25 protein-coding genes are annotated in these 23409 nt (G+C 60.6%); 7 read left to right on the top strand and 18 right to left on the bottom strand.

What is annotated here, in order from left to right; all coding sequences use genetic code 11:
* The first annotated feature begins 1 nt into the window (after window position 1).
* Window positions 2-718 (top strand): ABC transporter ATP-binding protein, encoded by a 717-nt coding sequence (locus B9Z37_RS10355; RefSeq protein WP_108312935.1) that lies wholly within the window; start codon window positions 2-4, stop codon window positions 716-718.
* 31 nt (window positions 719-749) lie between these two features.
* On the opposite strand, the gene B9Z37_RS10350 is transcribed toward B9Z37_RS10355, so the two are convergent.
* Window positions 750-1610 carry an energy transducer TonB gene (locus B9Z37_RS10350; RefSeq protein WP_108312934.1) on the bottom strand — a complete coding sequence of 287 codons (861 nt, stop codon included), beginning with the start codon at window positions 1608-1610 and terminating at the stop codon, window positions 750-752.
* Window positions 1611-1644: 34 nt separating this feature from the next.
* Window positions 1645-2100 carry a rhodanese-like domain-containing protein gene (locus tag B9Z37_RS10345; RefSeq protein WP_108312933.1) on the bottom strand — a complete coding sequence of 152 codons (456 nt, stop codon included), beginning with the start codon at window positions 2098-2100 and terminating at the stop codon, window positions 1645-1647.
* A 67-nt stretch (window positions 2101-2167) separates the two neighbouring features.
* Between B9Z37_RS10345 and B9Z37_RS10340 the strand changes: the two genes are divergently transcribed.
* Window positions 2168-2713: a class I SAM-dependent methyltransferase gene (locus tag B9Z37_RS10340; protein WP_108312932.1), complete on the top strand. Its 546-nt coding sequence runs from the start codon at window positions 2168-2170 to the stop codon at window positions 2711-2713.
* A gap of 28 nt (window positions 2714-2741) precedes the next feature.
* Here the strand turns inward: B9Z37_RS10340 and B9Z37_RS10335 are convergent, their stop codons facing one another.
* From B9Z37_RS10335 to B9Z37_RS10280, 12 genes are read right to left on the bottom strand one after another with little or no spacing between them, the layout of a single operon-like run.
* The gene (locus tag B9Z37_RS10335; protein ID WP_108312931.1) at window positions 2742-3710 is read right to left on the bottom strand and encodes a Bug family tripartite tricarboxylate transporter substrate binding protein; all 969 of its coding nucleotides are present in this window, start codon (window positions 3708-3710) and stop codon (window positions 2742-2744) included.
* Between the two features lie 25 nt (window positions 3711-3735).
* Window positions 3736-5070: a glucarate dehydratase gene (gudD, locus tag B9Z37_RS10330; RefSeq protein WP_108312930.1), complete on the bottom strand. Its 1335-nt coding sequence runs from the start codon at window positions 5068-5070 to the stop codon at window positions 3736-3738.
* A 25-nt stretch (window positions 5071-5095) separates the two neighbouring features.
* Window positions 5096-6568 (bottom strand): aldehyde dehydrogenase (NADP(+)), encoded by a 1473-nt coding sequence (locus tag B9Z37_RS10325; RefSeq protein ID WP_108312929.1) that lies wholly within the window; start codon window positions 6566-6568, stop codon window positions 5096-5098.
* A gap of 30 nt (window positions 6569-6598) precedes the next feature.
* Window positions 6599-7720 carry an L-talarate/galactarate dehydratase gene (locus B9Z37_RS10320; protein ID WP_108312928.1) on the bottom strand — a complete coding sequence of 374 codons (1122 nt, stop codon included), beginning with the start codon at window positions 7718-7720 and terminating at the stop codon, window positions 6599-6601.
* 13 nt (window positions 7721-7733) lie between these two features.
* The gene (locus B9Z37_RS10315) at window positions 7734-8711 is read right to left on the bottom strand and encodes a Bug family tripartite tricarboxylate transporter substrate binding protein (RefSeq protein WP_108312927.1); all 978 of its coding nucleotides are present in this window, start codon (window positions 8709-8711) and stop codon (window positions 7734-7736) included.
* 55 nt (window positions 8712-8766) lie between these two features.
* Entirely contained in the window at window positions 8767-10344 is a 1578-nt protein-coding gene (garD, locus tag B9Z37_RS10310) for a galactarate dehydratase (protein WP_108312926.1), read from the bottom strand.
* 13 nt (window positions 10345-10357) lie between these two features.
* Window positions 10358-11653: a glucarate dehydratase family protein gene (locus B9Z37_RS10305; RefSeq protein ID WP_108312925.1), complete on the bottom strand. Its 1296-nt coding sequence runs from the start codon at window positions 11651-11653 to the stop codon at window positions 10358-10360.
* A gap of 9 nt (window positions 11654-11662) precedes the next feature.
* Window positions 11663-12952 carry a TRAP transporter large permease gene (locus tag B9Z37_RS10300; protein ID WP_205872580.1) on the bottom strand — a complete coding sequence of 430 codons (1290 nt, stop codon included), beginning with the start codon at window positions 12950-12952 and terminating at the stop codon, window positions 11663-11665.
* A 2-nt stretch (window positions 12953-12954) separates the two neighbouring features.
* Window positions 12955-13443 carry a TRAP transporter small permease gene (locus B9Z37_RS10295; protein ID WP_108312923.1) on the bottom strand — a complete coding sequence of 163 codons (489 nt, stop codon included), beginning with the start codon at window positions 13441-13443 and terminating at the stop codon, window positions 12955-12957.
* Window positions 13444-13494: 51 nt separating this feature from the next.
* Entirely contained in the window at window positions 13495-14457 is a 963-nt protein-coding gene (locus B9Z37_RS10290; protein WP_108312922.1) for a TRAP transporter substrate-binding protein, read from the bottom strand.
* 56 nt (window positions 14458-14513) lie between these two features.
* Entirely contained in the window at window positions 14514-15425 is a 912-nt protein-coding gene (kdgD, locus tag B9Z37_RS10285; protein ID WP_108312921.1) for a 5-dehydro-4-deoxyglucarate dehydratase, read from the bottom strand.
* 57 nt (window positions 15426-15482) lie between these two features.
* On the bottom strand, window positions 15483-16286 hold the full coding sequence (locus B9Z37_RS10280) for an NAD-dependent epimerase/dehydratase family protein (RefSeq protein ID WP_108312920.1): 804 nt from the start codon (window positions 16284-16286) through the stop codon (window positions 15483-15485).
* A gap of 88 nt (window positions 16287-16374) precedes the next feature.
* On the opposite strand from B9Z37_RS10280, the gene B9Z37_RS10275 reads away from it, so the two are divergent.
* On the top strand, window positions 16375-17133 hold the full coding sequence (locus B9Z37_RS10275) for a FadR/GntR family transcriptional regulator (protein WP_108313007.1): 759 nt from the start codon (window positions 16375-16377) through the stop codon (window positions 17131-17133).
* A gap of 36 nt (window positions 17134-17169) precedes the next feature.
* Here B9Z37_RS10275 and B9Z37_RS10270 read toward each other — a convergent pair whose 3' ends face one another.
* A complete protein-coding gene (locus B9Z37_RS10270) occupies window positions 17170-18174 on the bottom strand; it encodes an SMP-30/gluconolactonase/LRE family protein (RefSeq protein ID WP_108312919.1) in 1005 nt (334 codons plus the stop codon).
* A gap of 82 nt (window positions 18175-18256) precedes the next feature.
* Between B9Z37_RS10270 and B9Z37_RS10265 the strand changes: the two genes are divergently transcribed.
* A complete protein-coding gene (locus B9Z37_RS10265; protein WP_108312918.1) occupies window positions 18257-18595 on the top strand; it encodes a zinc ribbon domain-containing protein YjdM in 339 nt (112 codons plus the stop codon).
* Window positions 18596-18662: 67 nt separating this feature from the next.
* Here B9Z37_RS10265 and B9Z37_RS10260 read toward each other — a convergent pair whose 3' ends face one another.
* Window positions 18663-19145: a DUF4148 domain-containing protein gene (locus B9Z37_RS10260; RefSeq protein WP_108312917.1), complete on the bottom strand. Its 483-nt coding sequence runs from the start codon at window positions 19143-19145 to the stop codon at window positions 18663-18665.
* Window positions 19146-19292: 147 nt separating this feature from the next.
* On the opposite strand from B9Z37_RS10260, the gene B9Z37_RS10255 reads away from it, so the two are divergent.
* Together B9Z37_RS10255 and B9Z37_RS10250 are read left to right on the top strand one after the other, a co-directional pair.
* Window positions 19293-19634, top strand: a complete 342-nt coding sequence (locus B9Z37_RS10255) for an ATPase with chaperone activity (protein WP_108312916.1) — start codon at window positions 19293-19295, stop codon at window positions 19632-19634.
* A gap of 38 nt (window positions 19635-19672) precedes the next feature.
* Complete coding sequence (locus B9Z37_RS10250) at window positions 19673-21034, top strand: MATE family efflux transporter (RefSeq protein WP_108312915.1); 1362 nt, start codon at window positions 19673-19675, stop codon at window positions 21032-21034.
* Between the two features lie 13 nt (window positions 21035-21047).
* On the opposite strand, the gene B9Z37_RS10245 is transcribed toward B9Z37_RS10250, so the two are convergent.
* Window positions 21048-21404, bottom strand: coding sequence for a hypothetical protein (locus B9Z37_RS10245; protein WP_108312914.1), 357 nt, complete (start codon window positions 21402-21404; stop codon window positions 21048-21050).
* Between the two features lie 126 nt (window positions 21405-21530).
* Window positions 21531-22403, bottom strand: coding sequence for an amidohydrolase family protein (locus B9Z37_RS10240; protein WP_108312913.1), 873 nt, complete (start codon window positions 22401-22403; stop codon window positions 21531-21533).
* A 257-nt stretch (window positions 22404-22660) separates the two neighbouring features.
* Between B9Z37_RS10240 and B9Z37_RS10235 the strand changes: the two genes are divergently transcribed.
* Window positions 22661-23407: a crotonase/enoyl-CoA hydratase family protein gene (locus B9Z37_RS10235; RefSeq protein WP_407067233.1), complete on the top strand. Its 747-nt coding sequence runs from the start codon at window positions 22661-22663 to the stop codon at window positions 23405-23407.
* The last annotated feature ends 2 nt before the right edge of the window (window positions 23408-23409 follow it).

Here is a 23409-nt window from a genome sequence, read left to right as displayed (position 1 = left end):
CATGACATACCAAACAGGTGGCATCCGTATCGAGAATTTGCGCAAAGTCTATGGACATGGAGACACGGCTGTAGAGGCTTTGAAAAGCGTCAATATGCAAGTTTCTCCAGGTGAGGTGGTTGGACTTGTTGGACCATCTGGCTCAGGCAAAAGTACTTTACTGAAATGTTTAGGTGCCATCATCGAGCCTACGTCGGGCCGAATGACTTTAGGCAACGAAGTGATTTTCGAAGACGGCTGGAAGATCCCAGACTTACGAACCTTACGACGCGATCGGATTGGATTTGTGTTCCAAGCGCCGTACCTCATTCCTTTTTTGAACGTCACTGATAACGTCGCATTGCTGCCTATGCTGGCTGGCATTCCCAATGAAATTGCTAGAAAACGAGCACTTGAATTGTTGTCCTCTTTGGATGTGTTGCATCGCGCAAAGGCTGAACCTTCTCAGCTATCTGGTGGTGAGCAGCAACGAGTGTCAATCGCCCGTGCATTGGCAAACAAGCCGCCAGTGATTTTGGCTGATGAGCCAACCGCACCTCTTGACAGTGAGCGGGCGCTGTCTGTCATTCGAATTCTCAACGACATGGCCCGTCTTGCACAGACGGCCATCATCGTGGTGACACATGACGAAAAGATCATCCCAACCTTCAAGCGCATCTATCACATTCGTGATGGACAGACGGTGGAGGAAAAAGGTGAGGGACGCTCTCTTGATTAACTTAGGAGAGCTACGTTTTATTTGTAAAACATTAGCGACCAGTTTTGCTGCTACCCCATTGATCCATGATGCGCTGGTCGCGCGCTGTTTCAGCCTCAATCGAGTCTTGGGGAAGTTGCTTCAAACATTCCTCCAGAGCCTGCGGGTCCAGCTTTTCGACCTTTTGTGGCTTTGCCCGTACTTGAGGTGATTTGCCATCCCATGCGAACGGGTTACGGAATACAGGCGGGTCTGGCAAGCAGTCTTCCTTGTAGCTTGGAGGACCGTCTGATGCGAAGGGTGTGAACGAAATAGTTTTTTCAAATATCAAGGGCTTACCGGTAGGAGTAGGAGGCAAGGCAGGCATGGACTCGACTGCCTGTCGGGCCAATCGCTCGGCCACTTCAGAGGTCGTCCACAGCGTTTCCAGTTTGGCGAGCGTGCCATCAGGCGCAATCTCTATTCTGAAACGCACGAAGCCCTGATCAGGGCCCTCAACCGCCGGCCCCATCATGCTGCGAACCTGTTGCCCCCAGCTGTAGCGGTAGCCCTTGCTGTTTTTGTTTGTGTATTTGGCCGCAAAGGCCCATTCGTCAGCCGTGGGCGCGGGCGGGGCAGCCATGCGGGCTGGTTCTTTAGCTGGCGGTGGCTTATCTTGCGAGTCAGCGGCTTCAGTAATGACTGGTGGTTTCTCGGCCGATGGCTTCGCCACTGGCGAATGTTCTTGATCCTTGGAAGGCACTTGCTCTTGCGGCGGCGGCAAGATTTGCATGAAGACGACTTGGGTATCAGGCGGCGCTTTCTGTGTGGTGCGAAAGCCAAATTGATAACCACTGGCCAGAGCGAAGACCGCCGCATGCAGTCCCAAGCTGAAGGCTATAGCCAAGACATGCGAGCGATCAGTTGCACGCATGCGTGTCAATAACTGTTAGTCTTGAGCGATCAAGTCAGTGCTTGGGCGCTGCACCACTGGCTCGTGCGTTGGCGTCAAGACCACCTTTGGCTTTCCACTCGGCGTATCCACCCTGGAGAATCTTGACGTTTTCCCAGCCCGACACGCGCAGCGCAAAGCCTGCCTGGGCAGACAGACTGCCTGTGTTGCAATAAATCAGCACAGCTTTGTCCTTAGGGATGCTTGAACTCTTGGCCAGGACCTGGCGCCACTCGATGTTGACCGCCCCAAGCATGTGCTCTTTGGCAAATTGCGCGGCGTCCCGTGCGTCGATGATCATCATCTTGCTGTACTCGCTCTTGGGAATTTGCTCTGCAAAAATGGTGCCGCCACCGTAATCCACAAACTCCAGGTAGCCTGACAATTCGTCCATCAGCTTGGCTTTGTCATTGGCGACAGCAGGCGCACCAGCCAACAGGATGAGCATTGCGGTGCAGAGTAGTTTTTTCATAGTTGCATATTCCATAAGCGATGTCTAATATTATTGCTCAAGCAACGCATCCACAGTCAGGTGCTACATGGTTCATCCAACCGACCATTGGGAAAACGTCTATCGAAGTAAAAGTTTTGATGCGGTGAGTTGGTACGCGCCTCATCTGGGCGAGTCACTGCGCCTGATTGAACAACTGTGTCCAGACAAGACTGCGGCTATTGTCGATGTTGGTGGAGGTGGGTCCACCTTGGTGGATGATCTTTTGCACCGTCACTGCCTTGACCTGTCGGTGCTCGACATTTCCGCAGCTGCGATCGATTTCACCAAACGCCGTCTAGGCGCGAAAGCTCAGCAAGTGAACTGGCATGTTGGGGACATCACGCGCTACAACTTCGGAGACAAGAAGTTTGACCTTTGGCACGACCGTGCGGTGTTTCATTTCTTGACCGATCCAGCCGCTCGGCAGGCATATGTTGATCTGGTACGAGGCTCAGTCAAGCCCGGCGGATACGTGCTCATGGCCACGTTCGGCCCGAACGGGCCTTTGCAGTGCAGCGGGCTGCATGTGGCCGGTTGCAGCCATAGACGGCCAGGTGCTGGCGGGCAGCTCCCGCTGCTCAACAGCCTGTGAACAACAAGCGAACAACAACCCAACCCCCTCACTCCACCGTGATCTTCTCGTCCTTCACGATCTTGGCCATGGCCGGGATTTCGGCCTTGAGCCAGTTGCCAAACTCGGCTGGACTCATGCCTGATGGCTCGGCGCCCAGCGTAGTCAGGCGTTCGCGCACTTCGGGCATGGCGGCGATGCGTTGCACTTCGGCATGCAGTTTGTCGATGACCGCTTTGGGTGTGCCCGCCGGGGCCAGAAGGCCCTGAAAACTGCCGGTCAAAAAGCCCGGCAGGCTTTCGGCCACGGTGGGGGTGTCGGGCATTTGCGTGTTGCGTTTGGCACTGGATATGGCGATCAGTTTGATTTTGCCCGCCTTCACGTGCGGGTAGGTGGCGACCATGCCGTTGAACATGACGTCCACCTGGCCGCCGATCAAGTCGGTGATGGCTTGTGCGCCGCCTTTGTAGGGCACATAGCCCCACTCGATGCCGTTGCGCTGTGCGTAGATGACGCCCGCCAGGTGCGAGGCGCTGCCCATGCCTGCCGCCACCGCGTAGTTGAGCTTGCCCTTTTGCGCTTTGGCATAGGCCACCAACTCGGCCGGGGTGTTGGCGGGCACCTTGGTGCTCACGGCCAGCAGGTGCGGCGAATAAGCCACCATGGCCACGGGCGCAAAGTCGTTGGCCACGTTGAAAGGCAGCTTGAACAAGGCCGGGCTGATGACCAGATTGCCTACGTCCATCAACACCAGGGTGTGGCCATCGGGCGCGGCTTTGGCCACCGCGTCGGCACCCAAGTTGCCGCTCGACCCGGGGCGGTTTTCGATCACCACGGGCTGGCCCCAGCTTTCAGTGAGCTTTTGCCCGAGGATGCGTGCCAGCACATCCGAGGTGCCACCTGCCGGGAACGGCACCACGATCTTGATGGGTTTGGCGGGGTAGGTCTGTGCAACCACCGGCAAGGCGAAGGCAGTTAACGCAGCGCTCAGGGCGATGGTGAAAAGGCGTTTGTTCATGTTTGTCTCCTCGTGTCTCTTGCGCTCAGCGCACCATGCAAGGCCGCTTGTTGTCAAATGTCCAACCCGGAATCAAATACTGCATGGCCTGCGCGTCATTGCGTGCACCCAGGCCGTGTTGCAGGTACAGCTGGTGCGCGGCTTCGACCTTGACCATGTCCAGCGCGATGCCCAAGCCAGGCTTCTTGGGCACTTGCACCATGCCGCCCACAATCTGCAGCGGCTCTTGGGTCAGGCCCTGGCCGTCTTGCCAGATCCAGTGGGTGTCGATCGCCGTGACCTTGCCGGGTGCAGCCGCAGCCACATGGGTGAACATGGCCAGCGACACGTCGAAGTGGTTGTTGGAGTGCGAGCCCCAGGTCAGGCCCCAGTCGCGGCAGGTTTGTGCCACGCGCACGCTGCCCGCCATGGTCCAGAAGTGCGGGTCGGCCAGCGGGATGTCCACACTTTGCAGGCTTAAAGCGTGCACCATCTGGCGCCAGTCGGTGGCGACCATGTTGGTGGCCGTGGGCAGGCCGGTGGCGCGGCGGAACTCGGCCATCACCTCGCGGCCACTGAAGCCCTGCTCCGCGCCGCAAGGGTCTTCGGCATAAGCCACCACACCGTGCATGTCGCGCATCAGGCGGATCGCTTCTTTGAGCGACCAGCCGCCGTTCGGGTCGAGCGTGATGCGCGCCTGCGGAAAGCGCTCGTGCAGCGCACGAATGGCATCGACTTCTTCCTCGCCGCGCAGCACACCACCCTTGAGCTTGAAGTCGTTGAAACCGTAGCGCTCATAGGCCGCTTCGGCCAAGCGCACGATGGCTTCGGGCGTCATGGCTTCTTCGTGGCGCACACGGAACCAGGCGTTGTCGGCATCGGGTTCGCTCGCGTAAGGCAGGTCTGTTTTCTTTCGATCACCCACGTAGAAGAGATAACCCAACATCTCCACCGCGTCGCGCTGCTGGCCTTCGCCCAACAAGGCGGCCACGGGCACGTTGAGGAACTGGCCCAGCAAATCCAGCAAGGCCGACTCTACAGCAGTAACGGCGTGCACCGTGGTGCGCAGATCAAAGGTCTGCAGGCCACGCCCACCGGCATCGCGGTCGGCAAAGGTCTGCTGCATGCGCTGCAACACGGCCAGATGGCTGCCCAGTGGCTGGCCTATGACCAATTCACGGGCGTCTTCGAGCGTCTTGCGGATGGTTTCGCCGCCGGGCACTTCGCCCACGCCGGTGTGGCCCAGGCTGTCGGTCAGCACCAGCAGGTTGCGGGTGAAAAACGGCGCGTGCGCACCGCTCAGGTTGAGCAACATCCCGTCACGCCCGGCCACGGGGATGACGCGCATGGCGGTGATGACGGGGGTGGAAGCAGTGGTCATGTCAATCTCTCGGAAAAATCAGTCATCAGCAAGGGCGGCCTTGGCGCTGCACCAGCCAGGCGGGCATGTCCTGCAAAGACACAGGGCGCAGGAAACGGTCCATGGCGGCATCGCCCACCGAGGTGGTCATGGGCTCGGTGCTGGACGGCCAAGGGCCACCGTGCTGCTGCGCAGCTGTGACGGCCACGCCCGTGGGCACACCGGCAAACAGCACGCGACCGGCAATGGCCGTGGCACCGCGCACCAGGCGGCGCACTTCGGGCGTGTCTTTGTCCGCACCCCAGAAAGTCACGGTGAGCGTGCCGCCCACGGTCTGCAGCACCTGCAGGGTCTGCTGCACCGAATCGGTCCAGACGATCAGGCTGGCGGGGCCAAACACTTCTTCTTGCAACTGGTGGTCGGCCATGAAGGTGGAGGCATCGACTTCGGCCAAGAAAGGCTTAGGCGCGATATCGGGCACGGGGTTGTTCAGCAGCGCCTTAGCACCAGCGGCCAGCTGCTTGGCCGTGCCCGCATCCAACGCCTGGCGCATGCCTTGGGTCAGCATGGCGTGCGGCTGGATGGCCTTGAGCGCTTCGGTCAGTGCCACGACAAAAGCCTGGCTTTCAGGGCTGCGCTGCAAGACCAGCAAGCCAGGGTTGGTGCAAAACTGGCCGCAACCCAAGGTGATGGAGCCAGCCAGGGTCTGCACCAAAGCGTCGCCGCCTTTTTGCAAAGCCTCAGGCGTGGCGATGACCGGGTTGATGGAGCCGAGTTCGCCATAGAACGGGATGGGACGCGGACGGGCACGTGCGGCATCGCGCAGCGCCGCGCCGCCACGGGTGGAGCCTGTGAAGGCACCCGCTGCAATGGTGGGGTGCTGGACCAGTGCCACACCGACTTGGCTGCCTGCGCCCTGCACCATCTGGATCAGGCCTTCGTGCAGGCCCAGCGCAGCGAGGGTTTGGCGCGCCAGCTGATAAACGCGGGCCGAGGTGTGCAAATGGCCCGAGTGGGCCTTGACCACCACGCTGCAACCAGCTGCCAGCGCCGATGCGGTGTCACCACCCAACACGGAAAACGCGAACGGGAAATTGCTGGCCGAGAACATGGCGACCGGCCCCAGCGGCACACGCACGCGCATCATGGCCGGGTGACCTGCGGGCGGGCTACCTGCCACAGCCGGGTCGTCGGTGAAAGCGAAGACATCGCCGCTTTGCGCGATGGTGGCAAAGCGGCGCAGCTGGAAAGCCGTGCGGTCCAACTCGCCGTTCAGGCGGGGCAGACCCAGGCCAGTTTCGGCATCGGCCAGCTCGACCAATTTTTCGCGGTCCTGCTCCAGAGCAGCGGCCAGGGCGTTGAGCAAGTTCGCGCGGCTGGCGCCATCGCTGGCTTGCCAGCCGTCAAAAGCCTCACCGGTTTTGTCGATGGCGGTGTTCAGTTCTGCTGTGGTGGTGGCGGGCAAGGCCGCGCCATAGGCCTGGCCAGTGCGGGCGTTGAACGATTGGAGTGTGCTCATGTTGTACTGCTTATAGAAATGGAAAAAGGATCAGGCCGTGGCCTCGAAGCTGGCCGTGGTCCAGCGGCGGGCCTGCTCGCTAAGCGACACGCCCAAACCAGGCAAGGTCGGCACCAGCATGCGGCCGTCTTGGATCTGGATGCGTTCGTTGAACAGCGGCTCCAGCCATTCAAAGTGCTCGACCCAGGGTTCGGTCTTGTAGGTGGCCGCCAAGTGGATGTGCAGTTCCATCGCAAAGTGCGGAGCCAGCATGACGCCTGCGTGTTCGGCCAGCTGCGCGATCTTCAAAAATGGCGTGATGCCGCCCACGCGGGGGCCGTCGGGCATCAGGTAATCGGCGGCGCGGTGGCGGATCAGGTCCCAGTGTTCCTGCACACTGGTGAGCATCTCGCCGGTGGCAATCGGGGTGTCAAACTGCGCGGCCAGTGTGGCGTGGCCTTCGTGGTCGTAGGCGTCCAGCGGCTCCTCGATCCAAATCAGGTTCATCGGCTCCAGGCGGCGGCACATGCGCTGCGCGGTCGGGCGGTCCCATTGCTGGTTGGCGTCGACCATGATCGGAAACCGGTCGCCCAGGTGCTGGCGCACAGCGCTCACGCGCTCGATGTCCTTGTCGCAGTCGGGCTGGCCCACCTTGAGCTTGATGCCGCCAATGCCTTGGGCCACCGAGGCCGAGGCGTTGACCATCAGCTGGTCGAGCGGCGTATGCAGAAAACCGCCCGAGGTGTTGTAGCAGCGCACGCTGTCCCTGTGCGTGCCCAGCAACTTGGCCAAGGACAATCCGGCGCGTTTGGCTTTCATGTCCCACAAGGCCACATCGAAAGCGCCAATGGCCTGCACCGACAGGCCGCTGCGGCCCACCGAAGCGCCCGCCCAGCACAGCTTGTCCCAAAGCTTGGCGATGTCGTTGGGGTCTTCGCCGATCAAGACCGGTGCAATTTCCTTGGCATGCGCAAACTGGCCGGGGCCACCAGCACGCTTGGAATAGCTGAAGCCCACGCCTTCTGCGCCATCGCGGGTTTTCATTTCGACAAACAGCAGCGCGATTTCGGTCATCGGCTTTTGCCGACCCGTCAACACCTTGGCATCGCTGATGGGGTTGGCCAGAGGCAAAGTGCAGGCGGAGACTTTGACCCAGGAGATGGCGTCGGACATGGGAGCTTCTTTCTTATTCAGGCTTGATGCCAGCGGCCTTGATGACGCGGGTCCATTGGTCCAGCTCTGATTTGACAAAAACGGTGTAAGGCTTGCTGCCCAGTGCGGGGATGACAAAACCGGTAGAGGTCAGGCGCTGTTTGAAGTTGGCCGATTGCATGGCTTGAGCCATGGCCGCTTCGAGCTTGTCCACAATGGGCTGAGGCGTGCCTTTGGCCACCGACAAGCCCGACCAAGACAGGGCTTCAAAGCCTTTGTAGCCCGATTCGGCAATGGTGGGGACATCGGGGTAAAGCGCATTGCGCTCTTTGCTGGTCACCGCCAAAGCACGCAGCTTCCCGGCTTTGATGTGCGGCAACGCGACGTCTTGGTTCAAAAAAATCATGGGAATGGTACCCGCCAACAGGTCGTTGAGCATGGGGCCACCGCCCTTGTAGGGGATGCCGGTCATGAACACGCCTGTGGTTTGCTTGAACAGCTCCATCGCCATGTGACCTGAGGCCGCGTGGGTGAAGCCGTAGTCCAGCTTGCCTGGATTTTTCTTGGCGTAGTCCACCAAATCCTTCACGGTCTTGAAAGGCTGCGAGGGATGAACCAACAGCACATTGGGTCCCGAATGCACCTGCGTGAGGTGGATGAAATCGGTCAGCGAGTTGTACTTGAGATTCGGATCCAAACCATGCGCCACCGCGTTCTGCCCCACGCCGGTCTGGATGATGGTGTAGCCATCGGCAACCATTTTGGACGCACGGTCAGTGCCGACGACACCACCCGCACCGGCGATGTTCTCGACCACCACGGGTTGTTTGAGCACCTTGCCCAGTTCTTCCGCCATCAGGCGTCCCATCACATCGCTGGTGCCACCGGGCGGAAAGGCCACGATCAGCTTGATCGGTTTGTTGGGGTAATCGGCTTGGGCCATCGCCTGGCCTTGGCTGAGCAAGCTCAGACCAGCAAGGCCGATCGCAGTCAGCAGTTGGCGTTTTTTCATGATTTTTGTCTCCTGGTGTTGTCGTGTAGAAAAGGAAAAATGGAACATTGGGGTTTCAGGTGATCGGTGCAGGGTTGAACAGCACCAGCGCGTTGTGCAGCTTCCAGTGCTCGGCCCAGGTTCGTTTGCCACTGGCGGTTTCCAGCAGCATGCGAAACAGCGCCCAGCCTGCGTCTTCAATCGTCATCGCGCCATCGGCGATCTGCCCGGCGTTGAAATCCATCAGATCATGCCAGCGCCGGGCCAAGTCGGTGCGCGTGGCGACCTTGACCACCGGGCAGGCCTGCAGACCATAGGGTGTGCCCCGGCCGGTGGTGAATACATGCACATTCATGCCAGCGGCCAACTGCAGCGTGCCGCAGATGAAGTCGCTGGCGGGCGTGGCGGCAAACACCAGACCTTTTTGATCGGGCTTGAGCTTGTCGCCGGGCGCGAGCACGCTGGCAATCGCGCCGCTGCCGCTCTTGATGATCGAGCCCATGGCTTTTTCGGCGATGTTGGACAAGCCACCCGCCTTGTTGCCTGGCGTGGTGTTGGCGGTGCGGTCCACGCGGCCACGGTCGAGGTACTGGTCGTACCAGCCGAGTTCACGCACCACGTCTTGCGCGACTTGCGGCGTGGCGGCGCGGCTGGTGAGTTGCTCCACCGCGTCGCGCACTTCGGTGTTTTCCGAAAACATCACGGTGCCACCTGCGCGCACGACCAGGTCGGCCATGTAGCCCACGGCAGGGTTGGCGGTCACGCCCGAAAACGCGTCGCTGCCGCCGCACTGCACACCGACCACCAGCGCACTCGCGGGCACGGTCTGACGGCGGCGTGCGTTCAAGCGTTCCAAGTGGGGTTTGGCACTTTGCACAATGCCCTCGATCATGGACATGAAGCCCACATGCGCATCGTCTTGCAGGCAAACGAGGTCGGGGCCTTGGTCATTTTCACGGCCATCGTGAATCGGAAAACTGCCAGGCGGCAGCAAGCGCGAGGGTTGCAGTTTTTCGCAGCCCAAACTCACCACCATGACTTCGCCGCCGAAGTTGGGGTTCAGGCTGATGTGGCGCAGCGTGCGGATCGGGATCTCGGCACCGGGCGCGTCGATCGCCACGCCACAGCCGTAACTGTGTTCCAGACCCACCACGCCATCGACATTCGGATAGAGCGGCAGCAACTCGCGTTCGATGCGTTCCACGGCAATCTTGACCACACCGGCCACACACTGCACCGTGGTGGTGATGGCCAGCAGGTTGCGCGTGCCGACCGAGCCGTCGGCGTTCACATAGCCCTCAAAGGTGTGGCCGTCCAGCGGTGGCCAGGCTGGTGCCGGTTTCGTCGCCATCGGCAAGCCTTGCAGTTCGCGGGCGGGCGGAATGTCTAGCAAGCGCTCATGTACCCAGCTGCCTGCGGCAATCGCTTCGCGGGCAAAGCCCACCGGCACGTTGTAGCGCAACACGGCAGCGCCTGCGGCGATGTCTTTCAGGGCCACCTTGTGGCCTTGCGGCACCTTGTCACGCAAGGTGATGCCCGCAGCGGGGCCTTCGGGCATGACGGTGCCTGCGGGCAAGCCGCCATCGTTGGCGATGATGGCCACGTTGTCATCTGCATGCATGCGGATGGCCAGGGGTCGGGTAGGTGTGCTCATGTGTTCACTTCACTCAATAACGCGGCTGCTTGCCCGTGAAAGTGGGGTCGTACTTGCGCATCTGGCCCAGGTCATCGCGGTTGCGGATGCCGCAATGCTGGTAGTTGTCGTGCAGACGGGCCAGCGCCTCGGGGTCAATCTGCACGCCCAGGCCCGGTGTGCGCGGCACACGCAGGCTGCCGTCTTCAAACTTCAGGCGGCCACCCTGCACCACTTCGTCGTCTTGCCAGGGGTAATGCGTGTCGCAGGCATAAGCCAGGTGCGGCACCGAAGCGGCCAGGTGCGTCATCGCTGTCAGACTGATGCCCAAATGCGAGTTGGAGTGCATGGACAAGCCCATGTCAAAGGTCTGGCAAAGGCACGCGAGCTGCTGCGTGGTGCGCAGGCCGCCCCAGTAGTGGTGGTCTGACAGCACGATGCGCACCGGGCAGCCCAGGCGCACGTTGTCTGCAAATTCTTTGTAGTCGGTCACGACCATGTTGGTGGCCAGCGGCACATCACTCTCACGTGCGACCGCTGCCATGCCGTCCAGGCCCGGTGCCGGGTCTTCGTAATACTCCAGCACGCCGCGCAGCTGCTCCACCACCTTGAGGCTGGTCGCCACGGTCCAGTTGGCGTTGGGGTCGATGCGCAGCGGTGCGCCCGGAAAGGCCTGGGCCAGCGCCAGCATGGCAGCGACTTCCTGCTCGGGCGGCAAGGCTCCGGCCTTGAGCTTGATGCTCTTGAAACCGTACTGATCGATCATGCGGCGCGCCTGCGCCACCATCTGTTCGGGGGTGATGCCTTCGCCCCAGGGGTCGGGCAGGTATTCGGTACGGGTCTTGTCGATGTGCTCGGCATGTTTAAAAAACAGGTAAGCACTGAAAGGCACCGCATCGCGTGCAGCGCCGCCCAGCAAGTCCACGATCGGGGCACCGGCCAGCTGACCTTGCAGATCGAGCATGGCGACTTCAAAAGCACTGATGACCTTGGCCACATTCTTGGACACATGCGTACCGGGCGCCAAAGAAATCTGTTCACCCAAAAACTCGGAACCGGTTTTGGCGGGGGACACCAAGGCGGCCACCCGATCCTCCATGGTGTTCAGGTCCCAGGGCGACAGACCCTGCAATGCCGGTGCGGCCTTGGCCAGCGCGTCCAGCATGGGCAAATCGCCATAGGTCTCGTTGATGCCCACGCGCCCGCAGGCGGTTTCAATCTCGATGATGGAGCGCAGCGCCCAGGGCTCGTGGATGCCTGCCGCATTGAGCAGCGGCGGGTCACGGAATGCGATGGGCGTGACGCGGACGTGGCGGATGGCAAGGGTCATGGCACCGCTTTACTTGAGCAGATTGGGCAGCCACAGCGTGAACTGCGGCACATAGGTCACCAGCAGCATGGCCAGGGTCAACGCACCATAGAAAGGCCCGATGGTGCGCATGACCTGCCCCACCGAGATGCCGCCAATCGCGCAGCCCACAAACTGCACCGATCCGACAGGGGGTGTGTTCAGGCCCAAAGCGCAGTTGATCAGCAGCATGATGCCGAACTGCATCGGGTCCATGCCAAAGTGCATCGCAATGGGCATGAAGATCGGCGTGCAAATCAAGATGGTGGCCGCCATGTCGAGGAAGGTGCCCAGGATGAACAGCAAGATGTTGATCATCAAGAAAATGACCCAAGGCTCGTTGCTGATCTTTTGCATCAGTGCACCGGTCATTTGCGGCACTTCGTACAAGGCCATGAAATAACCGAAGGCGTTGGAGATGCCAATCAAGAGCAACACCACACCGGTGGTTTTGCAAGCCTTAGCACAAGCCTTGAGGAAATTCTGAAAGGTCAAGGTGCGGTAAACGATCACCGTGACAAACAAGGCCCAAGCCACTGCGATGGACGCCGATTCGGTGGCGGTGAAGGCGCCTGACAAGATGCCGCCCAAAATGATGACCACCACAAACAGGCCCGGCAATGCGGCACCAAAGGACTTGATGACTTCAAGCCAGCCCGGGAAGTTGCCGTGGATCGGGTAGCCCCGTCGCACCGCCACCCAATAGGCCGCGCCCAAATTGCACAGCGTCAAAATGATGGCAGGCACCAGCCCCGCCAGAATCAAACCCAGCACACTCACCGAGGCCAGGCCAGAAGCTGCCAGCGTGAAGATGATCATGTTGTGCGAGGTGGGCATGATGGCGCCCACCAGCGCGGCGTGCGTGGTCACGTTCACCGCGTAGTCGGCGTCGTAACCCTCTTTCTTCATGAGAGGGATCATGACCGAGCCCATGGCCGACACATCGGCCAGCGGCGAGCCCGCCACCCCGCCAAAGATGGTGCAGCCGATCACATTGCTCATGCCCAGCCCACCACGCACATGGCCCACCAGGCTGTTGGCAAAGCGCACGATGCGGTCGGCAATGCCGCCATAGAGCATCAGCTCACCGGCGAACACAAAAAACGGAATGGCCAGGAAGGAGAACACCTGCATGCCGCCGACCATTTTTTGAAACACCATGGCCACCGGCAAACCGGCTACCACGATGGTGGCCACCGAGGACAGGCCAATGGCAAAGGCCACCGGCACGCCCAGAATCAAGAGGAGCGTGAAGCTCAGTGCGAGGACGGTCAATTCCATGTTCACTCCCAGACAGGCTCAACCACTTCACCGCGCAGCAAGGCCACGATGTGCTCGATGGAGAACAACAAAATCAAAGCACCCGCGATGATCACCGGCACGTAGTCGATGCCGTCGGGCACCGGCAGCATGGGCTTTTTCTCGCCCCACTTGGCACTGGCCCAGAGCCAGCCGCCCTGCACCATCAAAAAGCCGAACAGGCCCACCAGCGCATGGATCAGCACCTCGATGCGGTGCTGCCATTTTTCGGGCAACAAGACCACCAGAGACTCCAGACCAATGTGGCCTGCATCGCGCACGCCCACGGCCAGCCCAAAGGCGGTGACAAACAAGACGATCAGCATGGCCAGGGCTTCGGCCCAGGTCGGCGTGTCATTGAACACGTAGCGACCGATGACTTGCCACTGCACACACAAGATCACAGCGATCAGGCCGATCACGGCCAACACCATGCAGATCTTGGAGACCGTCGCACAAAATTTGGTGAACATGAAAAAACTCCAGCCCCTGACGCAAGGTCAGGGGCACAGGGGAAAGGTCAATTACTTGGTGTCTTGGATCGCTTTGATCGCACGCTTCATTTCAGGCGTGGTCATGAACTTGTCGTACACCGGACCCATCACGGCCTGGAAGGAGCGCTTGTCCACGTCCACGATCTCGGCGCCAGCAGCCTTCACGTTGGCCAGCGATTTGCCCTCGGCTTCGTCCCAGGCTTTGCGCTGAACCGCCACCGACTCTTTGGCGGCTTGGCGGACCATGGCTTGCTCGTTGGCAGGCAGCTTGTCCCACACCACTTTGGACATCACCAAAATTTCAGGCGCCATGGAGTGCTCGGTCTTGGAGTAAACCTTGACGGCTTCCACGTGCTTGGCGGTGTCAAACGAGGGGATGTTGTTTTCTGCGGCGTCGATCAGGCCCGTCTTCAGGCCCGTGTACACCTCGCCATAAGGCATGGGTGTGGCGTTGGCGCCCATGGCGCTGACCAGCGCCACCCACAGATCGGACTGTTGCACGCGGATCTTCAGGCCCTTGGCATCGGCCACGGATTTGATCGCTTTCTTGGCATAGATGGAGCGGGCACCGCTGTCGTAAAAAGCCAGGCCGACATAACCGACGGACTCGCAGCTTTTGAGAATTTCAGCGCCCACGGGGCCGTCCAAGGACTTGCGCATGTGGTCCACCGAGCGGAACAAGAAGGGCATGGTGGGCACCATGGTCATGGGGCAAATGCCGTTCATGGGGGCCACGTTCACACGCACCAGATCGAGCGCACCGATCTTGACCTGGTCGATGGTTTCTTTTTCAGAACCCAAAGCGCCTTTGTTGAAGACCTTGATCTTGTGCTTGCCGCCCGACAACTTCTCGAGCACGGTGCTCATGTGCTTGACCGCGACCACGGTGGGGTAGTCGTCGGAGTTGTGGATGTCGGCCGAACGGAACTCGACGGCATGGGCACTGAGCGACAGTGCGGCGGCTGCAGCCAGCAAGGAAGTCTTGAATGTCATGAAATATCTCCTGAGTGGTTTTTGAAAGGACTGCCGGGTGAAAAACGGGAAAAGGCTTATTGAGGACCCAAGGTCTTGATCAGCGCGTCGAGTTGTTCCATCTCGGCGGGCTTGAGGTCGGTCAGCGGTGCGCGCACAGGGCCTGCGTCGTGGCCCACCAGCTTGGCACCGGCTTTGACGATGCTCACGGCATAACCGGGCATCTTGTTGCGGATCGCCAGGTAAGGCATGAAAAATTCACGAAGCAGTTTGTGCTGCGTGGCCATGTCGTCATTGGCCACAGCGTGGTAGAACGCCATCGCGGTTTTGGGGATGAAGTTGAACACGGCCGATGAATACACCGGGGTGCCCAGCGCCTTGTAGGCAGCGGCATACACCTCGGCCGTGGGCAAACCGCCCAGGTAGGCAAAACGGTCGCCCATCTTCATGTAGATGGAAGACATCAGCTCGATGTCGCCCAAGCCGTCCTTGAAGCCGATCAGGTTGGGGCAACGCTCAGCGAGTATGGCCAGCGATTCGGGGGTGAGCTTGCAGACGTTGCGGTTGTAGACGATGACACCGAACTTCACGCTCTTGCAGACGGCTTCCACATGCGCGATCAAGCCTTCCTGACTGGCTTCAGTCAGGTAGTGCGGCAGCAGCAAGATGCCGTGGGCACCGGCACGCTCGGCCTCTTGGGCGCACTGAATGGCAAAGCGCGTCGGGCCACCGGCACCGGCAATGATCGGCACCTTGCCACGACAAGTGTCCACAGCGGTCTTGATGATCTCGGGGTACTCCTCACCGGTCAGCGAGAAGAACTCGCCCGTGCCGCCTGCGGCAAACAAAGCGGTGGCGCCGTAGGGGGCCAACCACTCCAGGCGGTCGATGTAGCCTTGCTTGTTGAAGTCGCCGTTGGCATGGAAGTCGGTCAAGGGGAACGACAGCAGGCCGTGGGACATGATGGCTTTGAGTTCTTGCGGATTCATCTCGGAAGGTCCTTGTGAAAAGAGGGGGTGGTCAGAAAGAAAAAATGGGGGCGCGACTCAGAGCGGGCCGATCTTGACGAAGCCGCCGCCTTGGAACTGCACGGCAGGGTCGCTCAAATCAGGCTCGGGGGTGCGTGCGTAAACAGCGTCCCGGTAAGTGTCCGAGCTGTCTTGCGGGCGGTAGCCGATGTGACGCGCCAGGTGGTTGTCGTACCAGGACACGCTGTTGTCGGACGTGCCGTAAATGATGCTGTGGCCCAGCACCGGCGTGGTCAGGCAAGCCGTGATCAGGCGGTGCAGGTCGTCGTAGCTCATCCAGCTGGCGAGCATGCGGCGGTCTTTGGGCTCGGGGAAGGAAGAGCCAATGCGCACACAGGCGGTCTCGATGCCGTAGCGGTCAAAGTACAGGCGCGACAGGTCTTCACCAAAGGCTTTGCTCAGGCCGTACAGGCCATCCGGACGCGGCGGGCTCAGGGCATCGACCACTTCGCTCTGGCGGTAAAAACCCATCACATGGTTGGAGCTGGCAAACACCACGCGCTTGACGCCATGGATGCGGGCGGCTTCGTACAGGTTGTAGGCGCCAATGATGTTGGCTTGCAGAATGGGCCCCCAGGGCTGCTCGGTGGACACGCCACCGAAATGCACGATGGCCTGGCAACCGGCAACCAGCGATTTGACCGCATCCGCGTCGGCCAAATCGGCCTGCACCACTTCTTCACCCGCCTGCGCGGGCGCCATCGCACCGATGTCGCTCAAGCGCAGCACCTGGCAATTGGCCTGGAGTCTGGCGCGCATGGCTTGCCCGAGTCCGCCAGCGGCGCCTGTCATGAGCAGCGTGTGATGGGATGGAATGGTCATTTTGAGGGAACCGATAAGTTGTTAGTTGTCTGATGACTGGCAATTCTGTATGCTTGCAAAACTGTTGTCAAGAACCGGGATGAAAAAAATGAACAGCCCTCCAACCGCCACCACCCCATCTGCCCCCCCACCCGCCCCGCGCAACCGCCGCGGGGGGCTGGTGCAGGAAGTGGTGCAGCACCTGCAGCAGTTGATCCAGGCTGGGCAGATCAAGCCAGGCGACAAGTTGCCCACCGAGGCGGCCGTGATGGACGAGCTGGGCGTCAGCCGCACCGTGGTGCGCGAGGCCATTTCGCGACTGCAAGCTTCAGGCTTGGTCGAAACGCGGCACGGCATCGGCACCTTTGCACTGGAAGCGCCCACCACGCACAACTTCCGCATTGCCGAGCAGGACATGGCCACGCTGGACGATGTGATTGCCGTGCTGGAGCTGCGCATCAGCCTGGAGACCGAGGCCGCCGGGCTGGCCGCCCAACGCGCCACCCCCGAGCAGCTGAGCGCCATGGCCACAGCCTTGCGCGGCTTTGCCAGCGCGATCGACAGTCAGTCGGATGCCGTGCCCAGCGATTTTCAGTTCCACATGGAAATTGCCCAGGCCACCGGCAACCGCCACTTTGCCGACCTGATGACCTACCTGGGCACGCACATCATTCCGCGCACGCGCATCAAGACGGCCGATGAGGCACCCGAGGGCCGACAAGCCTATCTGGAGCGCGTGCACGCCGAGCACGAAAGCATCTTCAACGCCGTTCGCAACCACGACACCGAGGCCGCCCGTGCGGCCATGCGCACCCACTTATCCAACAGCCGCGACCGCCTGCGCAAGGCCCGCAGCGGGGGCCATTGAGCCCTCAAGTTGTACGATGTCTTGTTAATTCAGGGCTCAGGCGCCCCGAACCTCGACGTACAGCGCATACAGCGAATGGCTCGCCGCCATGAACAGGCGGTTGCGCCCTGCCCCACCAAAACACAGGTTGGCACAGCGCTCGGGCAGGTGAATGTGCCCAATCGCCTGGCCCTGCGGATTGAACACGCGCACACCGTCCGGCGCGTCTTCAGGCCGGGCGTCCAGGCTGCCGTTGCTGCCCCAACCGCACCAGAGGTTGCCGTCCTCGTCCACCGCGATGCCGTCAAGCGCCCCAGGGCCCTGCGCATCGATCACCAGACGCTTGCCCGACAGACCGCCCGAAGCGTCCACGTCATAGGCCCACACCTTGCGGTGCGGTTGCGCACGGCTTTCGACGATGTAGAGCACCCGCGCATCGGGCGAAAAGGCCAGGCCGTTGGGCCCGGCCAGATCGGTCAGCACCTGCTGCAGCGCTCCGGTGACCGGGTCGATGCGGTAAACCGCATGCGGCAGCTCGGGCTGGGCTTTTTCACCCTCCCAATGCCCGCCGATGCCAAAGGGCGGATCGGTGAACCAGATGGCGCCATTGGACTGGCAGACGATGTCGTTGGGCGAATTCAGTCGCTGGCCTTCAAACCGTTCGGCCAGCACGGTGAGGCGCCCATCGTATTCGGTGCGTGTGATCCGGCGCCCACCGTGTTCGCACGTAAGCAAACGCCCCTGCGTATCCCGCGCCAGGCCATTGGCAAAGTTGGACGGTGCGCGAAACACGCCCCAAGCGCCCGTGGCCTCGTCGTAACGCATGATGCGGTTGTTCGGGATATCACTGACCAGCAGAGAGCGGGCGTCGCCAAACCACACCGGCCCTTCGGCCCAGCGCATGCCGCTGCCCAGCATCTCAACCGTACTGCTGAAGATGCGGTATTTAGCAAACGAGGGCTCCAGCACTTCGACGCGTGGATCGGGGTAGCGCTGGCTGGGGGCAAACGCGAAAGAAGGGCCTGGCGCAGCGCCGTTGATCAGCAAGTTGTGTTCACTCATGCTGCGATGTTAATCGCGTCCAGACTAAGACACCAAGCTAAGGGTGGACAATCAGCGGGTTTTACCAAATATCTAAACCCCCATGAGCACCCTGCCCCCCTGCCCGAAATGCCACGACGAATACACCTACGAAGATGGCACCCTGTTGATCTGCCCCAGCTGCGGGCATGAATGGAACCCGGCCGAAGCGCCCGCAGCCGAAGCGGCCAAAGTCTGGAAAGACGCCAACGGCAATGTGCTGCAAGACGGGGACACCGTGACCCTGGTCAAGGATTTGAAAATCAAAGGCTCATCCTCGGTGGTCAAAGTGGGCACCAAGGTCAAGAACATCCGGCTGATCGAAGGTGATCACGACATCGATTGCAAGATCGAGGGTTTTGGCCCCATGCAACTGAAAACCGAATTCGTCAAAAAGGTCTGATCTGAACACCACAAAACAGACCTATGTCCACACGGGACAGGCCTGCATGCGAGTGTTCACCTGCTCTTTATTTTTTAGGATAAAGGTCTGGGTACATGTCTTTGAGCATGCAACCCGTTTCGCTGTTGGCCGGCATGTTGCCCGTGCGTTGCGCCTCGGCCAGTTCCGCCTTGACCTCCTCACGGGTCTTGCAAGGCACCACCGGCTTGGGCGGATAAGCAGAAGGATTGAGTTCGTTGAGCAAACAACCCGACTCTCCTGGCGCGATCATGTTGCCCGTGCGCTGAGCCTCTGCCAGTTCTGCCTTGACCTGCTCGCGGGTCTTGCAGGGCACCGTCGGTTTGGGCGGGTAGGCGGAGGGGTTCACCTCGTTGAGCATGCGACCTGACTCGTCATTGGCAGGCATATTGCCTGTTCGGATGGCTTCTTTCAGTTCGTTTTTGACTTGCTCACGGGTTTTGGGTCCGGCAGGGTTTTGCGCCATGACCTGGCCTGCACACAAAGCAAGCAATGCCAAAGTCAGGGCAGAAAGTTGGGGAAGCATACGCATATCGATTTCCTTTCAAAGTGGATAACCCTGCCTGTTTGGACCCGGTCACCAGCGACCGATGCGCCGAGTGGGCAGCGTTGCCGTCAATTTAAAAAATCGCCGGGTTGGCGTCTGTGCGTTAATTCACCCCTGCAGCCACTGACCACCATGACCGAAGAATTCCAGATCCACATCCCGCCATCTTTCATGGCCCTTTACGTGCCGCCAGGCAAGATCAAGCCCACCCTGGGCCAGCGCGACATGGCCGAACGCTACGAGCTGTGCGAAGACCTGGCCAACTTGCTGACAGAAAAAGCGGCCAACATGCAATTCACGCTGGGCATCACCGAAGACCTGGTCTTGCAGCAATGCGAAGCGGGTCTGCTGGCCGAGCCTTCGGTGGTCATCCCTGCCGAAGCCCGCTGGGTGGTGTGCCGCCTGGCGGAATTGCTCAACTGGCCCATGGACCAGCTGCTGCAGACGCCTGCACCCAACAGCCCTGTCGCCTAAGTCACCTCTTTCACGCTGCAAGCTGCCAAGATGCAGCCATGAGCCCACCCCACAACGACCTGCAACGCCTGCTGACCGCCCCCATCTTGCCAACCCTCTTGCGCCTGGCGGCACCCAATGTGCTGGCCATGGTGATGACTGTGCTGGTAGGGATTGCCGAGACCTACTACGTGGGCCGTCTGGGCACTGCACCGCTGGCCGCCATGGCCCTGGTGTTTCCATTTGCCATGCTCACACAGATGATGTCTGCAGGGGCCATGGGCGGCGGCGTTTCGGCGGCGATCAGCCGTGCCTTGGGGGCGTCGGACACCCCACGCGCCCAAACATTGTTGCTGCATGCCTTGGTGATTGGCGTGGGTGCGGGTGTGATCTACAGCGCGATTTTTCTGACTTTCGGCCCCCACTTTTACGAACTGCTCGGCGGCCGGGGGGGCGTGCTCGAAGAAGCAGTGGCTTATTCCGGCATTTTGTTCAGCGGTGCCCTGCTGGTCTGGCTCATCAACACGCTGGCGTCCGTCTTGCGCGGCACGGGCAATATGCGGACCCCCTCCGTGGCGCTGGTGGCCACAGCGTTGTTGCAAATCATTTTGGGCGGGGTGCTTTCTTTGGGGGCCGGTCCTGTGCCCGCCATGGGCATGGTGGGGGTGGCCCTCGGGCACATCATCGCGACAGCGGCTGGCGTGCTCTATTTCCTCTGGTATTTGATCACTGGCCAAGGCCGCCTGACGCTGCACTTGAACAGCTTTGCAATGCAACGAGGCATGTTTGCCGACATCCTCAAAGTCGGTGCCATCGCTTGCTTGTCGCCTGTGCAATCGGTGCTGGCCATTTTGATTTTTACCGGTCTGTTGGCTCAACTGGGCACCGAGGCCTTGGCCGGTTACGGCATCGGCCAACGGCTGGAGTTCTTGTTGATCCCCATCGCTTTTGGCATTGGCGTGGCCTCGGTCCCCATGGTCGGCATGGCCATGGGCTCGGGCAACGTGAGCCGTGCGCGGCGCGTGGCCTGGGTGGCTGGCGCGGTGTCCGCCTTCAACCTGGGCCTGATTGGGGCCGTCGTCACCCTGGCACCGGATGTGTGGGCCAGGCTGTTCACGCAAGACCCTGCCGTGCTGGGCTATGCACGGCAATACCTGGTCACAGCGGGGCCTGCATTTCCCTTCTTTGGGCTTGGCTTGACGCTCTACTTTGCATCGCAAGGTGCAGGCCAGGTGATTGGCCCGGTGCTGGCAGGCACGGTGCGGCTGGTTCTGGTGGCAGGTGCGGGTTACGGGCTGTCACAACACCAAGGGACTGCCGACCATTTTTATGGTCTGGTGGCGCTGGCCATGGTGCTGTACGGTCTGGTGACCGCAGCTGCTGTGAAGATCACGCCTTGGGGCTCGGCCCGCAAAGACTGAGTGAACGCCCCGATCAGAAGGGGCGAACCATCACCAAGCCCACAGAAGTGCGGGTCACCACCGGCACCAAAAGGTACTTGTCGGTGGCCCAAGCGCCCAGCGCTGAGCCCAAGGCATGCCAAGCCATGTCCTTGATCTGGCTGTTGCGGTTGGCACCACGCGAAATTTCGTAGCCTTGCTCCAGCACCACCGCGGCCGTGCTCACGGCAAAGCCTATCCATGCGCGGTTTTCCGATTCGCTGTAGATCTTGGTCACGGCCCCCGCCAGCAATGCACCGCCAACCGCATGGCTCAACTCACTGCTCAAACCGTCATAGGCGTGGCTGTGGGCTGAAAAAAACAACAGCAGGATGGCCCAAATTTTTTTCATGGATTTGCCGCTTTCGCAAATGTGCCAGTCTAGGAGAGACAGCACAAACTGCAAGACAAGATGCCGAAAAGCTTGATCCAGATCAGTGCACACGCACACCCTGCACAGCGGCGCAGGGCAGCGAGTTCAGGCGGCTTTGTCCAGCCCCAGCAAACGCACCGCGTTGTCTTTCAGGATGCCAGGCATCACCTCGGGGCGGAAGCCGGCGACTTCAAAATCCTTCATCCAGCGCTCGGGCGTGATGAGCGGGTAATCGCTGCCAAACAAAATGCGGTCTTTGAGCAGCGTGTTGGCGTACTGGATCAACTGCTTCGGAAAATACTTGGGGCTCCAGCCCGACAGGTCAATCCACACATTGGGCTTGTGCGTGGCCACACTCAGCGCTTCGTCTTGCCACGGAAAGCTCGGGTGTGCCATAACGATCTGCATGTCGGGCCAGTCGATCGCCACATCATCCAGGTGCATCGGGTTGCTGTAGGCCAGACGCAAACCGCCGCCGCAACGCATGCCCGAGCCAATGCCGCTGTGGCCGGTGTGGAAGATCGCGGGCAGCTTGTATTCGTTGATCACCTCGTAAATCGGCCAAGCCATCTTGTCGTAAGGGTGGTAGCCCTGCACCGTGGGGTGGAACTTGAAGCCCTTGATGCCCTCTTCCTTGATCAGGCGCTCGGCTTCGCGTGCGCCCATCTTGCCCTTGTGCGGGTCGATGCTGGCAAAGGCCACCATCATGTCGCTGTTCTCGCGTGCGGCCTTGGCGATCTCTTCGTTGGGAATGCGGCGGCGGCCCAATTGCGATTCGCTGTCCACCGTGAACATGACCAGACCGATCTTGCGCTCGCGGTAATAGGCCACGGTCTCTTCGATGGTCGGGCGGCGGTTGCTGCCAAAGAATTTGTCGGCAGCGCGGTCGTATTCCTCGCCGTAATTGTCAAACGGGTTCCAGCAGCTCACTTCCGCGTGGGTGTGGATGTCGATGGCGATCAGGTCTTGGTGTTTCATGTCTTGCGGTCTCCGTTGGGTCAATGAACGATAGCCGATGGCACACGTTCGAGATGATTTTTGCAAGCATTCAGCCAGAATTTTTCGGTCAAACCTAGGGAAATCCCCAAGAAACAAACTGCATTAACCTGCCCACAATATCGTTATCAATAATAACCTTCTTGGCCATTGGGTCAAGTCTTCTGAAGGACACACCGATGACAAAACCAGGCAATCCCATCCTTGACCGTGCAGCCGCCAATGGCGTTGCTCTGGAGATGCAAGGCGCTGTCGCCGTGGTGCGTTTGTGTCGCCCTGCCAAGCGCAATGCCCTGAACGACGGCCTGATCGAAGCGCTGCGCGATGTGTTCCAGAACCTGCCAACGGAAGCCGGTGCCGCTGTCATTCACGGCGAAGGCGACCACTTCTGCGCCGGATTGGACTTGTCTGAACTCAAAGAGCGCGATGCGGGCGAAGGCATCCACCACTCACGCGGCTGGCACGTTGCCCTGAATGCGGTTGAGCAAGGCCGCGTGCCCGTTGTTGCGGCCCTGCACGGGGCTGTGGTCGGCGGCGGCCTGGAGCTGGCCAGTGCCTCGCACATCCGCGTGGCCGACGAAAGCACCTTCTACGCGCTGCCTGAAGGCACACGCGGCATTTTTGTGGGTGGCGGCGGTTCGGTGCGCGTGCCCAAGCTGATTGGCGCAGCCCGCATGACCGACATGATGCTGACGGGCCGCGTGTACAACGCACAAGACGGCGAGCGCGTGGGATTTGCACAATACCTGGTGCCCACTGGCTCGGCGTTGCCCAAAGCCATTGAACTGGCAGCACGCATTGCCACCAACGCCCCCCTGACCAACTTTGCACTCATGCACGCCCTGCCGCGCATTGCCGAGCAACCGGCTGACCACGGCTTCTTCACTGAGGCGCTGATCTCTTCGATTGCACAGTCCGCCCCCGAAGCCAAAGCCCGTGTGCGCGCCTTCCTCGAAGGCAAGGCTGCCAAGGTTCAAAAAAGCTAAGG

Source organism: Limnohabitans parvus II-B4, assembly GCF_003063455.1.
In the GTDB taxonomy this organism is placed as follows: Bacteria; Pseudomonadota; Gammaproteobacteria; order Burkholderiales; family Burkholderiaceae_C; genus Limnohabitans_A; species Limnohabitans_A parvus.
This window is presented reverse-complemented; position numbering and strand designations above follow the sequence as displayed.